Consider the following 15,610-nt stretch of genomic DNA (forward strand, 5'->3'; position numbering starts at 1 on the left):
GCGTGGATGGGGTAGTTCAGTGCGCAGTAGATCCACGCCATGCGTGGATGCGGTAATTCAGCGTGCAGTAGATCCACGCCATGCGTGGATGGGGCGCCGTTGATGCATCACCCCAATGCCTCGGCCCACCACAACGCCGCCGGCCCCGGCGGCGTATCGCGGCGCCACACCAGGTCGCTGTGGATGCGGCGCGGCCAGCCCGGCACGCGCAGTTCCAGCAGGCGGCCGCGGTCGTAGCGCTGCACCAGCGCACGCGGCAGCTCGGCCCAGCCGATACCGTCCTCGGCCATCTCCATCACCATCAGGTAGTCCGACGCGGTCCACGCCGGCCCGCTGATCGGCGGCGCGTGGTCGACCAGCGCGCTCAGCCGCACCTGCCGGTGCCGGGCCAGTTGCGCCGCCGCGCGCACGCCGGCCTGCGCCAGCGGATGGTCGCTGGCCACGTACACCGCCAGTTCGCTGTGGTGGGCCAGGGGCTGGGCCACCAGCGCATCGGGGTACTGCGCCTGGCGCGGCAGCAGTCCCAGTCCGGCGCGCCCAGCATCCACCAGTTCCAGTACGTCCCGCCCTTCGGCATCCAGCCATTCCAGTTCGATCTCGGGAAATGCCTCGGCAAACCGCTGCAGCACACGTTGCGCCGGATCGAGCTGGTAGACATCGGAGAACACCACGGTCAGGCGTGGCTCCACGGGTGCGGCCAGACGCACGCTCAGCTGTTGCAGGCGCGCGTCGGCGGCAAGGATTTCCTGCGCGTGACCCAGCACCTGCCAGCCGGCGTCGGTTAGCTGCGGGTAGCGGCCGCTACGATCGAACAGCACCATGCCCAGGTCCGCCTCCAGATGGGCGATGGCGGTACTGACCGTGGACTGGGTCTTGCGCAGCCGGCGCGCGGCCGCCGAGAACGAGCCCAGCGCGGCGGCCTCGACGAAGGCCTGCAGGGATTCAGGGGAATAGGGCATTGATCCATCGCTCCTGTCGATGGAATCCATTTTGATACCACCGTAAAAGACGATGATACTGGCCGTCGTCGCCCCTGTCTGCGGGGGCGTTCCGGATCATCCACGCACGGCGTGGATCTATTGATGACGGGGCGCGGTCCCCGTCCCGCAAGGAGCTTCACATGTCCCGTACTGTTCCCGCCCGTGGCGCCGTCGTCGCCTGGGCCTGCCTGACCGTGGCGATCGTCGCCGAAGTGGTCGGCACGTCCTTCATGGCCCATGCCGCCCGCGATGGCGGCTGGACCGGCTACCTGGTGATGGCCGCCGCGCTGGCCCTGTCCTATTACTTCCTGGCGTTGTCGGTACGCCGCATCGCCGTCGGCGTGGCCTATGCCGTGTGGGAAGGCCTCGGCCTGACCCTGCTGACCGTGGTCGGCATCAGCGTGTTCGGTGAGAGCCTGTCGCTGCAGCAGCTGGCCGGTCTGGTGCTGGCGGTGGTCGGCATCGTCTGTGTCACCCTCGGGGAGGCGCACTGATGAACATGATGGCCCTGTTTTTCGTGATCTGTTCGGCGCTGATCGATGTGGCCGCCAACATGATGGTGGCCAAGTCCGATGGCTTCCGTCGCTGGCGCTGGGGTGTCGGCGCCATCGTGCTGGTCTGGATCGCCTTCGCCCTGCTGGGCCAGGCCGTGCGCTACATGGACCTGGCCACCGCCTATGCGTTGTGGGGCGCGATCGGCGTGATCGGCACCGCCACCTGTGGCCGCCTGCTGTTCGGCAACCGCCTGCGCCCGATTGGGTGGATCGGCATCGGCCTGGTCACTGCGGCGGTGCTGCTGCTCAGTACGTCTTGAGCCCGGCTTGATTGCGGCGATCAGTGAGGTGGCCGACACTCGGGCTTTCCCGCAACGGAGTGCCCGCATGTTCAGTCACGTCACCGTCGGAACCAACGACATGGAGATCTCCCGTCGCTTCTACGATGCGTTGTTCACCGCCGTCGGCGCCCGCACAGGCGTGTTCGATGACGAGGGCAAGCTGGTCTACGTCAAGGACGGCCGGATGTTCATGGTCATCCCGCCCATCGATGGCCAGGCGGCGTGCCACGCCAACGGTGGCACCATCGGCTTTGCGTTGGCCGACCCACAGGCGGTGCATGCTTGGCAGGAAGCGGGTGTCGCCCATGGCGGTACTGCGGTGGAAGACCCGGCTGGCGTGCGGCAGAAGGCAGGGCGCCAGTTGTACCTGGCCTACCTGCGTGATCCGGACGGCAACAAGCTGTGCGCCGTGCATGTGATGGGTTGAATCGTCGGCGCTGGACGCGGCGTGTCGTAATCGGACCAGGGTGACATCGCCGCCGGACGCGCGTGCAGGGCTGCAGGCGCGCGCGTAGCACGGAATACCGGCCGATCATGCCTGCGCGGTGCCACGACTTCATCCTGTGTCCACTGCGGTTCATCCAGAATCCGCCGGCTTACTTTCTGATCGATCCGGAGATGGCTGCCCATGGAAGCACTGGAGCCTCAACATCAGCCGGTGCGAACCCTGCGGCCCGTCTTCGCCTTCGCGGCGATCGTCGTCGTTGCCTTCGCACTGTTCGTCAGCCTGTTTCCGCTCGGCGCCGGTCGCCTGCTGGTCAAGGCGCAGGACTGGGCCGCACTCAACGTCGGCTGGTACTACCTGCTGGCGATGACCCTGTACCTGGTGTTCGTGGTCGGCGTGGCGTTGTCCAAGTACGGCGGCATCAAGCTCGGTGCCGACCATGACGAACCGGAATTCAGCTATCTCTCCTGGGCCGGCATGCTGTTCGCTGCAGGCATCAGCATCACCCTGTTCTTCTTCTGCGTTTCCGAACCGCTGACCCACTACCTGCAGCCGCCGCAGGGTGATGGCGCAGCGGGCGAGGCCGGTGCGCGCCAGGCCATGCAGCTGCTGTTCCTGCACTGGGGCCTGCATGGCTGGGGCGTATTCGCGCTGGCGGCAATGGCGATGGCCTATTTCGCCTATCGGCACAACCTGCCGTTGGCGCTGCGCTCGGCGCTGTATCCGCTGATCGGCAAGCGCATCAACGGCCCGATCGGCTACACCGTCGATGCCTTGGGCATCGTCGCCACGGTGTTCGGCATCGGCGCGGACATGGGCTTCGGCGTGCTGCATCTCAACGCCGGCCTGTCGCATCTGTTCAATGTGCCGCACTCCAACCTGGTGCAGATCCTGCTGGTGGTGGCGATGATGGGCGCGGCCGTCGCGGTGGCCGTGTCCGGGGTGGAGAAGGGCGTGCGCTGGATGGCCAACATCAACATGCTGCTGGCGATCGCGCTGGTGCTGTTCATGCTCTGCGCCGGCCCCACCCAGTACCTGCTCAGCACGCTGATGCAGAACCTGGGCGATTACCTGGGCAGCGTGGTGGGCAAGAGTTTCGACGTGTACGCCTATGGTGGCCGGCCGGAATGGCTGGGCGGCTGGACGGTGTTCTACTGGGCCTGGTGGATCGGCTGGGCGCCGTTCGTCGGCCTGTTCATCGCGCGCATCTCGCGCGGCCGCACCATCCGCGAATTCGTGTTCGGCGTGCTGCTGATTCCGCTGGGTTTCACCCTGGCGTGGCTGTCGATCTTCGGCAACAGCGCGCTGGACCAGGTGCTGCACCATGGCCAGCAGCAGTTGGCGCAGCTGGCGGTGGATGATCCACCGACGGTGCTGTATGCGTTGCTGGATGGCTACCCGTGGAGCAAGGCGGTGATCGGGGTGACCGTGCTGGTCAGCTTCATCTTCTTCGTGACGTCGGCCGATTCCGGAGCGGTGGTGCTGTCCACGCTGTCCTCGCATGGTGGTGCGCCGGAGGACGATGGCCCACGCTGGCTGCGTGTGTTCTGGGGCACGGTGATCGCGGTGCTGACTGCCGGCCTGCTGCTGGCGGGCAGCATCGATGCGCTGAAATCCGCGGTGGTGCTGGCCTCGTTGCCGTTCTCGGCGGTGCTGCTGTTGATGATGTGGGGCCTGACCCGTGCCTTCAGTGACGAGTCGCACCGCAAGCGCGCGCAGCAGTTCAGGCCATCGCCGCTGATCGGCGATGATCGCCACCACCAGGGCTGGCGCCAGCGCCTGACCCAGGCCATGAACTTCCCGGTTCGCGACCAGGTGTACCGCTTCATGGACGACACGGTGAAGCCGGCGATGGAGGCGGTGGCCGAGCAGCTGGGTGAGCAGGGCTGGGACGTGCAGACGCGCTTCGAAGCGGGCGACATGGAGCTGTCGGTCAACCACGGCGAGCAGCAGGACTTCCTGTACCGGGTGATCCTCAGTGGCTACCTGACTCCGTCTTTCGCCGCGCAGCAGCTGCGCAACCAGCGCTACTACCGCGCCGAAGTACATCTGTACGAGGGCAGCCAGGATTACGACCTGGTCGGCTACAACCGCAAGCAGATCATCAACGACATCATCAGCCAGTACGAACGGCACCTGCAGTTCCTGCACCTGAGCCGTTGATGTGGTGGGTGCGGACCGTTGGTCCGCACCCCCCAGTAGAGGCGGACGCCCCGCCGGGCCGCGCGGCCGCGGCCCCCGGGGGGCGCGGCCCCCCCCCCCCCTGTAGAGCCGCGCCCCCGCTCGGCTCCGAGGGAAGCGCCGAGCGTGGGCTCGGCTCTACAGCGGCAATCAGAACCGGTAGCGCGCGCCCAGCGAAACGAACTGACCGCGCAGGTTGTACTGGCTGATGTCGAAGCCGCTGGAGCCGCCGGCCGGATCGAACGGCGGATCCTTGTCGGTCAGGTTCAGCACCGACAGTGACAGCGTGGTCTGCGGAATGCCCTCGTAGGCCACGTACAGGTCCAGCTGATGGTAGGGCTTGACCTTGTCGCGCAGGCCCGGATTGCTGGTGGCGGTGGCCACGCGCTGGTCATAGCCGCTCACGTACTGCAGGCTCAGCGTGCTGCTCCAGTCACCTACCGCCCAGTTCAACGAAGTGGTACCGCGCGTGCGTGGAAGGGCGCCATGGCGGTTGTTGCCGGCACCGTCATACGGCGCCTGTCCAGCCACCAGCGGCTGCTTGAAGCTGAGCAGGTGGGTCCAGCTGCCGGCCACGGTGAAGTTGCCCCAGCCATCGGTGCGGAAGGTACGGTTGGCTTCCAGGTCGATGCCCGAGGTGGTCAGCTCGCCCTGGTTGGCGTACTGGTTGGTGATGATCTGGATGCGGCCCTGTGCATCGCGCTGCACGCGGCCGGGGAACAGGTCCGGGTTGTTGACGATGAACTGCGCGCTGTCCGGCTTGACCAGGTTGTCCTGCTCGATGCGGTACCAGTCCAGGCCGATGCTGGAATCGGCATCGGGTGACCACACGGCACCGACATTGAGGTTGCGCGAGCGTTCGGCCTTCAGGTCCGGATTGCCGGTGCGCAGGTTGGTCACGCCACGGCTGCCGCCGGGCTGCAGCGGATCGTACGGATCGACCACCGAACCGTAGCTGATGGTCTGCCCCGGTGCGATCTCCGGCAGCGACGGTGCACGGAAGCCACGCGAGAACGAGCCGCGCAGCAGCAGGCTGTCCAGCGGCTGCCAGCGCAGCGCGAACTTCGGCGAGAACGCCTTGCCGAAATCATCGTAGTGGTCACCGCGACCGGCCACCTGTAGTTCCAGCGTGCGATGCAGCGGCACGCTGAACTCGGCATAGGCCGCACTGACCTGGCGTTCGCCGTCGACGATGTTGATCGCCGGGCGCAGCTCGGTACCGGACAGCACCTGCGCACTGGTGCGCGCGTCCAGCGATTCCTTGCGGAATTCCGCGCCCCAGGCAAAGCCGATCGCACCGGCCGGCAGTTCCCACAACGAGGTCGATGCCTTGATGTTGAGCGAGTGCAGCTTGTACCAGCCTGGACGTTTGGTCTGCAGGCGCAGATCGTCCAGTGCGCCCGGCGTGCTGGACGGGTCGAGGAAGTTGTAGCTGCCATCGCGCAGGATCTGCTGGAAGGCGTAGCGGTCCACGAAGTTGTCCACGTACTCGCGCTGCGCGCTCTGCGAGGTCAGTGCGGCCACTTCCCAGTCCCAGCGTTCGCCGGTGCCACGCACGCCGGCCAGGGCGCGGTGGAACACCTGGGTGTTGTCCTTCAGGCGCGGGCCGAGATCGAAGAAGGTGTATTCGAACGGCAGCGGCGCGCTGCCCGGATTGTTCGGATGGCCGACCGGCAGCACCGCGGCGATATCGGTCAACGTACCGGTGGCGGGATTGTAGGCACGCAGGCCTGGGCCGACCGTCAGCGGCGCACTGAAGATCTGGTCGGCCTTGTTGTGGCTGTACAGCACATCAGCGAAGGCTTCGACGCTGTCGTTGAAGCGGTAGGTCGCGCTCAGTGAGGCCTGCAGGCGCTCGGCGCCGGGCTGCAGGGTCTTGAATGGCTGCGCGTTGAAGGCGCAGGCCTGGCCGGGCAGGGTGCTGCCGAAGTCACTGTAGGGACGCAGCTCGCTGCCATCGGGGCAGGGCGAGAACGGCTGCGGCGCACGTGGATTGGACAGCCAGTTGCCACCGGCCGTGGACCAGCCGGCGAGGCGGCCACCGGGCTTGTCGCGGAAATCGCCGTCGCGGGTGTACGCGCGCTGGTCAGCATCGAGGCGGTCGCGCTTGAGCAGGTCCAGCCCGAACAGCACGTTCCAGCCCTGCTGCTCGAGGTCACCGAAGCCGGCCAGCAGGTTGGCCTTGCGCTCGTTCAAACCGCCGTGGGTGGCGGTGCCGAAGCCACCGCCAACTTCCACGCCCTGGAAATCACGGCGCAGGATGATGTTGATGACACCGGCGATGGCGTCCGAGCCGTACACCGCCGAGGCGCCATCCTTGAGCACTTCGATGCGCTCGACCGCGCTGATCGGCAGCGCGTTGAGGTCGACGAAGGTGTCCTGGGTGTTGAGCGCGAAGCCGAAGTTGGCCACGCGGTAGCCATTGACCAGCACCAGCGTGTTCTTCGGCGACAGGCCGCGCAGGCCGATCGACGCCGAGCCTGCAGCGAAGCTGCCGGTGTACTGTTCGTCGAAGCTGTTGCCGGCGTTGGCCGACAGGTTGCGCAGCACGTCGGTAAGGGTGGAGCGGCCGGTCTGCAGGATCTGCTCGCGGGTGACGATCTGCACCGGGTTGGGGCCGGCGGTGTCGCTGCGCTTGATGTTCGAGCCGGTCACCAGCACGGTGCCGAGGGTGGTGCTGTCCTTGCCGGTGTCGGCGATTTCAGCGGCGCCGGCAGTGCCGGCGACGAGGGCCAGCGCGACCGCGCTGGAAAGCAGGGTGGTGCGATGCATGGAAGCGACTACGCCAAACGGGGGAGGAGTCGTCAGTACCGCACGCGGGTCCGTGCGCCTTCCAATGACGAAAGCGCATTCAGTTATACATCACAGGTTCTTAACGAAAGTCAGCGCCCTTGGGGGAGTGGCCTGTGCTCCGGTGGGTGCGGACCGTTGGTCCGCACGCTCCTGACGGGTCAGAGCCCTTTCCTGGCGGAAAGGGATCCGACCCGGAGGGCATCAGGCGCGCAGCAGTACCTTGCCATTGCGACCCGAGCCAGCACCGGCCTTTGCGGCCTGGGCGATGTCGTCCAGATCGAAGATCCGCTCCACCGGCAAGGTCAGCTCACCGCCCGCTGCGCGCCTCAGCAGCTCGCCGACCAGCCGACGCTTGTCTTCCACCGCCATCGCCTGGCTGACCTTGCTGCCCCAGAAGCCCTTCACCGTGGCTTCCTTGTAGATCAGGCCACCGGCGGGAATGCGCATCGGCTCGCCGCTCATCACGCCGAACGAGACCAGGGTGCCGTGGTGACCGAGCAGGTCGACCAGGTCGCCGCTGGCATCGCCACCGATGGAATCGACCGCAGCCGCTGCCTGTGCTTCGCCGGTGGCTTCGCGCACGCGGTCCTTCCAGCCGTCCACCGAGGTATCGAACACGTGATCGATGTCGAGCGCCTGCAGCTGCGCCACCGCTTCCGCGTTGCGCACCAGGTTGGCCACGTGCACACCGCGCGCCTTTGCCAGCATCGCCAGCGACTTGCCGACGGCACCGTTGGCGGTGTTCTGCACGACCCACTGGCCCGGCTCGACGCGCAGGAACTCCAGCAGCATCAGCGCGCTCAACGGCATCGCGATCAGCTGTGCGGCCATCTCGTCGGGGATCGATTCCGGCATCGGGATCACCATGCGCGCCGGCGCGATGAACGCTTCGGCCCAGGTGCCGTGCACCGAGGCGGCGGCAACACGCTGGCCGATCTGCAGGCCATCGACGCCCTCGCCGAGCGCATCGACCACGCCCAGTGCTTCGCTGCCACCGATCGCCGGCAACGTCGGCTTGTAGCCGTACAGGCCACGCACGGTCAGCAGGTCGTGGTTGTGGATCGAGGCCAGCACGGTGCGGATGCGCACCTCGCCGGGGCCGGGGTCGGGCAGTGCGGCGTCGGCAACGGCAAGGACGTCGGCCGGGTCGCCGAAGGAGGAGTACTGGGCAGCGCGCATGAGCGGTGTTCCGTAAAAGTTGATGTGTTACCGAACTGGGGACGTGTGCGGCGTCAACAAGGTGATGGCGGTGCAACACGGCATCCTGCGACCGATGGTCGCGACATGACGTGATTACTGCATCTTGTGTTGACGGCTCAGTGCATCCCCACTATGTTGTGGCCGTCACTCCCGGTCAGCCGCCGCCGCCGGACATGCAGCAAACGTCCCGCGGCCCGCCCCTGAAGGCTTGCCGTGTCGACGCGGCCGCCATCGTGCGGACGCAGGTCGCCCCCACGGCCCGGATACCGGCCGCAGGCGCAGGCAGATGCCGACGACCTACGTTCCTGCACCCTGGCACTTCACCCGTTCGCCCCGCGCGCCGGTATCGCGTGCAGGGCCGCCATGGCATCGGGCGCCGACGCGCGTACGAGCCTGGAGTTCCACCACCATGACCGACAGTACCTTCCGCGTGGCCGACCTGGCCGGCGCGGGCGACGCCATGCGCGCCAGCGGCGAGCGCGTGCCGACCTGGATTACCAAGGAAGCCGGCAATCGTCGCCTGCCCTACGATGCGGCACGCCTGCTGCGCAGCATCGACACGATCCATGCCGAGCTGCCACAGCTGGATGTGACCGACTACTGCCGCGTGGTGCTGGCGATGGTCGAGCGCAAGCCCAGCATCAGTGCCGATGATCTGGTGGACCTGCTGATCCGCGAAGCAGAATCGCGCGTCGATCTTGTCGCGCCCGAATGGGAACAGTTTGCCGCACGCCTGTACCTGCGCCGGCTGTACAAGCGCGCCAGCCGCAACCGCTTCTACGACGTCAGCCTGAAGTACGGCTCCTTCGTGGGCCTGCAGGAAAGCCTCGCCGACCGCGGTGTCTACAGCAACGACATCCTGCGCTGCTATTCGAAGGAAGAGCTGCAGCAGGCCGGTGAGATGATCGATCCCGAGCGCGATCGTCTGTTCGCCTACAACGGCCTGTACCTGCTGGCCACGCGCTATCTGGCCACCGACCGCAGCCGCGAGGTGTATGAGTTGCCGCAGGAGCGCTGGCTGACCATCGCCCTGTACCTGATGCAGAACGAGGGCGGGCCGGGTGAGAGCGGCCGTGTGCGGCGCATGCAGCTGGTGGGCGAGGCGTACTGGGCACTGTCCAACCTGTACATGACGGTGGCCACGCCGACCCTGGCCAACGCCGGCAAGGTCGGTGGTCAGCTGTCGAGCTGCTTCATCGATACCGTCGATGACAGCCTGCAGGGCATCTATGACTCCAACACCGATATTGCCCGCGTGTCCAAGCACGGCGGCGGTGTGGGTGCGTACCTGGGGTACGTGCGCAGCAGTGGCGCGCCGATCCGCGGCGTGCCCAACTCATCCGGCGGCGTCGTGCCGTGGATCAAGCAGCTCAACAACACCGCGGTGTCGGTCGATCAGCTCGGCCAGCGCAAGGGTGCGGTGGCGGTGTACCTGGACATCTGGCATCGCGACATCGAAGCCTTCATGGACCTGCGCCTGAACAACGGCGACCAGCGCCTGCGCGCGCACGATGTGTTCACCGCCATCTGCGTGCCCGATCTGTTCATGGAGGCGGTCGAGCGCCGGGCCGACTGGTACCTGTTCGATCCGCACGAGGTGAAGCAGGCCAAGGGCTGGTACCTGCAGGACTTCTACGACGAGAAGCGCGGGCAGGGCAGCTTCCGCGACCGCTACGCCGAACTGGTCGCCGACGAGCGCATCAGCCGCCGCACGGTGAAGGCGATCGACCTGTTCAAGCGGATCATGCTCAGCCAGCTGGAAACCGGCAATCCGTTCCTGTTCTACCGCGACGAAGTGAACCGGAAGAACCCGAACAAGCACGCGGGCATGGTCTATTCCAGCAACCTGTGCACCGAGATCCTGCAGAACATGAGCCCGACGCGGATGATCCAGGAGATCGTCAGCGGCGACCAGATCGTCACCACCCGTCGTGCCGGTGACTTCGTGGTCTGCAACCTGTCATCGATCAACCTCGGCCGCGCCATCACCGCCCCCGAGGATCTGCTGGCCACGGATGTGCTGGAGCGGTTGATTCCGATCCAGGTGCGCATGCTCGACAACGTAATCGATCTCAATGCACTGCCGGTGCCGCAGGCCACCATCACCAACCACAAGTACCGCGCCATCGGCCTGGGCACGTTCGGCTGGCACCACCTGCTGGCACAGCAGGCGATCCACTGGGAATCGCCCGAGGCCGAGGAGCTGTCCGATCGCCTGTTCGAGCGCATCAACTTCCTGACCATCCAGGCCAGCGCGCAGTTGGCCAGGGAGAAGGGCAGCTACCCGATGTTCGCCGGCAGCGACTGGCACAACGGCAACTATTTCCGTGACCGTGATTACAGCGGCGCGGCCTGGGACAGTCTTGCACGCGAGGTGGCGAGCAACGGCCTGCGCAACGGCTGGCTGCTGGCAGTGGCACCGAACATGAGCACCGCACAGATAGCCGGTTCCACCGCGTCGATCGATCCGATCTACAGCGCGTTCTACTACGAGGAAAAGAAGGACTTCCGGCGGCCGGTGGCTGCGCCCGGGCTGTCGCTGGAAACCTGGCCGTACTACGAGAAGGGCGCCTACAAGGTCGACCAGTTCGCCAGCGTGCGGCAGAACGCGCGCCGCCAGCGCCATGTCGACCAGTCGATCAGCTTCAACCTCTACGTGCCGAGCACGATCCGCGCCAGCACGTTGCTGGAGCTGCACCTGAGTGCCTGGCGGGAAGGGTTGAAGACCACCTACTACGTGCGCTCCAACGACATCGACATCAGCGAATGCGAGTGGTGCTCGAGCTGATCGACGCGCCCCCTGTAGAGCCGAGCCCTTGCTCGGCTCTGGCGCGAAGAGCAGCCGAGCATGGGCTCGGCTCTACATCCGCAACGCATGCAATACGAAGGCAGAAGACCATGGCAACCCCCCTCGACCGCATCAAGATCCTCGAACCGCGCCACCCCAACCGCAGCACCGGCATCATCAACGGCCGCACCAGCGGCATCCTGAACTGGAACGACATCCCGTACCCGTCGTTCTATCGCGCCTACAAGGAGCTGTCGACCAACTTCTGGATCCCTGATGAGGTGGACATGAAGGTGGATGCACGCCAGTACGGCGAGCTCAACGCGCGCGAGAAGAACGCCTACGATTCCATCATTGGCCTGCTGGCTACTCTTGATTCGCCGCAGACGCGTTTCATCTACAACGTCGCCGAGTACATCACCGACCCGGCCGCGCACGCCAACGCGGCGATCATCGGCCAGCAGGAAGTGATCCACAACGAGAGCTACAGCTACGTGCTGGCTTCGATCACCGACCTGCCGAACCAGAACCGCATCTTCGAGATCGCCCGCACCCACCCGACCATCATCAAGCGCAACGCGCCGATCATGGGGGCGTACGACGATTTCATGCGCGAGAAGACCGCCGAAACCCTGCTGAAGTCGCTGATCCAGTCCTCGATCCTGGAAGGCATCAACTTCTATTCCGGTTTCGCGTACTTCTACAACATGGTGCGGCAGAACCGCATGAACGGCACCGGCAAGATCATCAGCTTCATCAACCGTGACGAACTGGCCCACACCAAGTTCATCAGCGAGCTGATCCGCGCCATCATCGGCGAGAACCCGGAGCTGCAGACCAACGAGCTGACCGCCTACGTGCACCAGTCGTTCGAACATGCCATCGAACTGGAAACACAATGGTCGGCGGAAGTGCTGGACGGCATCGACGGCATCGACGTGGACGAGATGGTGCGCTACGTGAAGTACCGCGCCAACAAGATGGCCGGCATGCTCGGCATCGAGCGCCTGTACAGCGACACCACCGACAACGTGATGCCGTGGATCAAGGCCTACGCCGACAACTTCACCGAGACCAAGACCGACTTCTTCGAGATGCGCAATGCAAGTTACAAGAAGACCAACGTCGACAACGGCTTCGACGACCTCTGAGCGCGGCCCGGCGCTGCGCATCCTGATCGTGGTGGCGTCGCTCAGTGGCAACACCCGCGAGCTCGGCCGCCACATCGCCGAGCGTTGCCGGGCCGCAGGCCACGCCGTGCACTGGCAGGACGCCGACGACCTGCGCCAGTGCCCGCCGCTGCCGGTGGACGAGGCCGACCTGGTGCTGCTGGGCTGCTGGACCGACAACGCCGGGCGCACGCCGTCGGAGATGAAGGCCTGGGTGGCCGGCATCGCCGAACGCGGCCAGCGGCCGCGCCAGGTGGCGGTGTTCGGTACCGGCGAAACGCAGTGGGGGCAGGAGTATTACTGCGGTGCGGTGCACCGGCTGATCCGCTATTTCCACAGCGGCTATCCGCCGCTGGAGATCGAACAGATGCCCCATGGCCGGCGGCATGCCACGGCCATCAACCGTTGGACCGACGCGGTCCTGGCTCATTACTGGAGTACCACCGATGCAGATCATCGACGCCACCACGCCTGAGCAGTTCCAGCAGTTGCTGGCCGACCATCCGCGCGTGCTGGTGGACTTCCACAAGGACCGGTGCCCGGGTTGCCGGATGCTGGACATGTCGCTGCAGCGGGTGGCCAGCGGCACTGCAGGGCAGGGCACGACCCTGCTGCGGGTGCAGCTGGAAGTGGTGGGTGAGGCGTTCTTCCACGAATTGGGGCTGCGACAGACCCCCACGCTGTCGCTGTTCCTGGACGGTGACGAACGCATGCGCATGCCGGGCTTCCAGTCGCCGCAGCAGATCGAAGCGGCGATTGCGGAGTTCCTGTAGCGCCTGACATTGCCGCATCCACGCACGGCGTGGATCTACTGCAGGTCGCCATCGGTAGCGCCGGGCCATGCCCGGCGGCATTTCGCGCGATCCGGATCTACACGGGCATCCACGCATGGCGTGGATCTACTGGGGTCAGAGCCCTTGCCTGTGGCAAGGGATCCGACCCCGGGCGCGCGGATCAACCGCCAGCGAACGTGTCCACCAGCAGCTTCACGTTCAGCACCACGATCACCAGCGCGATCACCCAGGCGATGCTGCCCAGCCAGCGCGGCGCCACCAGCGCGCCCATCGTCATCTTGTCGGTCACGATCCGTACCAGCGGAATGATCGCGAACGGAAGCTGCATCGACAGCACTACCTGGCTCAGTACCAGCAGCTTCACCGCGCCCTGGTCGCCGAACAGCATGATCACCACCACCACCGGGATGATGGCCAGCGCGCGGGTGATCAAGCGCCGCAGCCACGGCGGCAGGCGCAGGCGCAGGAACCCCTCCATCACGATCTGCCCGGCCAGTGTCGCCGTCACCGTCGAGTTCAGGCCGGACGCGAGCAGCGCCACGGCGAACAATGTCGAGGCCAGGCCCACGCCCAGCATCGGTGCCAGTAACTGGTGCGCCTGCTCGATGTCTTCCACATCGAAGCGGCCATTGGCATGGAACACCGACGCCGCCAGGATCAGGATGCTGGCGTTGATGAACAGTGCCAGGGTCAAGGCAACGGTGCTGTCGGTGACGGCCCAGCGCAGCGCGCTGCGACGGCCTTCATCGGTGCGTGGATAGGCGCGGGTCTGCACGATGGACGAATGCAGGTACAGGTTGTGCGGCATCACCGTGGCCCCGATGATGCCGATGGCGATGTACAGCGCATGCGGATCAGTGACCACCTGCGTGCGCGGAATGAAACCGCCCAGCACCTGCATCACCGGCGGCGCGGCCAGCGCGATCTGCACCATGAAGCAAGCGAAGATCACCAGCAGCAGCGCGATCACGAAGGCTTCCAGCGCACGGAAACCGCGGTTCATCAGCAGCAGTACCAGCAGCGTGTCCAGCGCGGCGATCACCGCGCCCCACAGCAGCGGCAGATCGAACAACAGTTTCAAGGCAATGGCCGTACCGATCACTTCGGCTAGGTCGCAGGCGATGATTGCCGCTTCGCACAGCGCCCACAGCGCCAGGTTCACCGGCTTGGGGTAGCGCGCACGGCAGGCCTGCGCCAGGTCCATGCCGGTGGCGATGCCCAGCCGTGCCGACAACGCCTGCAGGATCACCGCCATCAGGTTGGAGATCAGGATGACCGACAGCAGCAGATAGCCGAAGCGCGAGCCGCCGGCCAGATCGGTGGCCCAGTTGCCCGGGTCCATGTAACCGACCGACACCATGTAGCCCGGGCCAAGGAAGGCCAGCAGCCGGAACCACCAATGACCTTTGTCGGGTACGGCTATCGACGCGTTGAGCGCACCCAGGCTGGCCGGGTTGGAGGCCGCAGAATCGGTGGGTGCGACGGTGTTCATGGCTGCCAATATAGCCACTGCTATATCGCATAGCAATGTAAAACAATCGTCTTTACTGCGTCACTGGTCCAGAATTCAGGTTCGCACCCGATGACAACTGCAGGACAGGCACACGCGTGGGCAAGACGGACGATTCGACATCGCTGAAAAGCACCCCCTTGATCGAGGCCGAGCGCCAGGTCGAGAGCTTCCGGCAAGTGCGCGAGGCACACCGGATGGAACTGGTGGAGGACTATGTCGAGCTGATCTCCGACCTGTTGGCCGATGGCGGTGAGGCCCGCCAGGTCGACATCGCCACCCGCCTGGGCGTGGCCCAGCCGACGGTGGCGAAGATGCTGCGACGGCTGGCCCGTGACGGCTGGGTGGTGCAGCGCCCATACCGCGGCGTGTTCCTGACCCCCGAGGGCGAGGCGTTGGCCCACGCCAGCCGCCAGCGCCACCAGACCGTGGAACGGTTCCTGCTGGCGCTGGGCGTGGACCCGGATACCGCGCGGCGTGATGCCGAAGGCATCGAGCACCATGTCAGCGAACAGACACTGGCCCTGTTCGACGAATTCGTGCGCAAGGCCGAGGGCGGCTGAGTCGCGGTTCCTTTACTGCTGTTCGCGCGGTATGGAATGAGTGCATCCACGCATGGCGTGGATCTACTCGCGGAATCTGCTTTCTGTAGAGCCGAGATCCTATGTTTGTGGTCAAGCCTGCTGGAAGCAGGCTTGACCCACTTTCAGCATGGCTGGATCAAAGTCCCGACCGCTCTTGAAGACGCCCCAGGCGATCTTGGCCAGCTTTCTGGCCAGGATGTTGAAGCTGGCGGTACTGCTGTGGCCGCGTTCGCGGATGGCCGTGTAAAGGGGTTTGCCGCCTTTCGATCGGGTCAGGCCCATGGCAGCCATGTAGAGGATCTGGCGCAGGCTGGCGTTGCCACGCTTGGAC

At 65.8% G+C, this 15,610-nt stretch carries 13 protein-coding genes and 1 pseudogene; 9 read left to right on the forward strand and 5 right to left on the reverse strand.

From position 1 onward, the window contains the following. Positions 1 to 107: 107 nt before the first annotated feature. Positions 108 to 959 (reverse strand): LysR family transcriptional regulator, encoded by an 852-nt coding sequence (locus AC13GI_RS21030; protein WP_482997258.1) that lies wholly within the window; start codon positions 957 to 959, stop codon positions 108 to 110. 161 nt (positions 960 to 1,120) lie between these two features. On the opposite strand from AC13GI_RS21030, the gene AC13GI_RS21035 reads away from it, so the two are divergent. The 4 genes from AC13GI_RS21035 to betT all read left to right on the forward strand — a co-directional run bounded on the left by AC13GI_RS21035 (position 1,121) and on the right by betT (position 4,423). Continuing rightward, complete coding sequence (locus tag AC13GI_RS21035; protein ID WP_312703856.1) at positions 1,121 to 1,474, forward strand: SMR family transporter; 354 nt, start codon at positions 1,121 to 1,123, stop codon at positions 1,472 to 1,474. Beyond that, complete coding sequence (locus AC13GI_RS21040; protein ID WP_482997259.1) at positions 1,474 to 1,794, forward strand: DMT family transporter; 321 nt, start codon at positions 1,474 to 1,476, stop codon at positions 1,792 to 1,794. The genes AC13GI_RS21035 and AC13GI_RS21040 overlap by 1 nt, the downstream gene beginning before the upstream one ends. 67 nt (positions 1,795 to 1,861) lie before the next feature. Continuing rightward, complete coding sequence (locus AC13GI_RS21045; RefSeq protein ID WP_482997260.1) at positions 1,862 to 2,242, forward strand: VOC family protein; 381 nt, start codon at positions 1,862 to 1,864, stop codon at positions 2,240 to 2,242. Between the two features lie 201 nt (positions 2,243 to 2,443). Then, positions 2,444 to 4,423: a choline BCCT transporter BetT gene (gene betT, locus AC13GI_RS21050; RefSeq protein WP_099818721.1), complete on the forward strand. Its 1,980-nt coding sequence runs from the start codon at positions 2,444 to 2,446 to the stop codon at positions 4,421 to 4,423. A gap of 168 nt (positions 4,424 to 4,591) precedes the next feature. Here betT and AC13GI_RS21055 read toward each other — a convergent pair whose 3' ends face one another. Further along, positions 4,592 to 7,213 (reverse strand): TonB-dependent receptor, encoded by a 2,622-nt coding sequence (locus AC13GI_RS21055; RefSeq protein WP_482997261.1) that lies wholly within the window; start codon positions 7,211 to 7,213, stop codon positions 4,592 to 4,594. Positions 7,214 to 7,435: 222 nt separating this feature from the next. After that, positions 7,436 to 8,413 (reverse strand): zinc-binding dehydrogenase, encoded by a 978-nt coding sequence (locus AC13GI_RS21060; protein WP_482997262.1) that lies wholly within the window; start codon positions 8,411 to 8,413, stop codon positions 7,436 to 7,438. Between the two features lie 481 nt (positions 8,414 to 8,894). Between AC13GI_RS21060 and AC13GI_RS21065 the strand changes: the two genes are divergently transcribed. From AC13GI_RS21065 to AC13GI_RS21080, 4 genes are all read left to right on the forward strand, one after another. After that, on the forward strand, positions 8,895 to 11,222 hold the full coding sequence (locus AC13GI_RS21065) for a ribonucleoside-diphosphate reductase subunit alpha (protein ID WP_482997265.1): 2,328 nt from the start codon (positions 8,895 to 8,897) through the stop codon (positions 11,220 to 11,222). Positions 11,223 to 11,332: 110 nt separating this feature from the next. Further along, positions 11,333 to 12,373 (forward strand): ribonucleotide-diphosphate reductase subunit beta, encoded by a 1,041-nt coding sequence (locus tag AC13GI_RS21070; RefSeq protein ID WP_025878567.1) that lies wholly within the window; start codon positions 11,333 to 11,335, stop codon positions 12,371 to 12,373. Between the two features lie 25 nt (positions 12,374 to 12,398). After that, positions 12,399 to 12,866, forward strand: coding sequence for a flavodoxin (locus tag AC13GI_RS21075; RefSeq protein WP_380657579.1), 468 nt, complete (start codon positions 12,399 to 12,401; stop codon positions 12,864 to 12,866). Then, the gene (locus AC13GI_RS21080) at positions 12,838 to 13,164 is read left to right on the forward strand and encodes a thioredoxin family protein (RefSeq protein ID WP_482997263.1); all 327 of its coding nucleotides are present in this window, start codon (positions 12,838 to 12,840) and stop codon (positions 13,162 to 13,164) included. Before AC13GI_RS21075 ends, AC13GI_RS21080 begins: the two co-directional genes overlap by 29 nt. 181 nt (positions 13,165 to 13,345) lie before the next feature. Here the strand turns inward: AC13GI_RS21080 and AC13GI_RS21085 are convergent, their stop codons facing one another. Further along, entirely contained in the window at positions 13,346 to 14,677 is a 1,332-nt protein-coding gene (locus tag AC13GI_RS21085) for an Nramp family divalent metal transporter (RefSeq protein ID WP_482997264.1), read from the reverse strand. A 116-nt stretch (positions 14,678 to 14,793) separates the two neighbouring features. On the opposite strand from AC13GI_RS21085, the gene mntR reads away from it, so the two are divergent. Further along, on the forward strand, positions 14,794 to 15,258 hold the full coding sequence (gene mntR, locus AC13GI_RS21090; protein ID WP_089235893.1) for a manganese-binding transcriptional regulator MntR: 465 nt from the start codon (positions 14,794 to 14,796) through the stop codon (positions 15,256 to 15,258). Between the two features lie 111 nt (positions 15,259 to 15,369). On the opposite strand, the pseudogene AC13GI_RS21095 reads toward mntR, so the two are convergent. After that, positions 15,370 to 15,610, reverse strand: a pseudogene (locus AC13GI_RS21095) (IS110 family transposase); the annotation flags it as partial.

This window comes from Stenotrophomonas sp. 82F1, assembly GCF_056861525.1.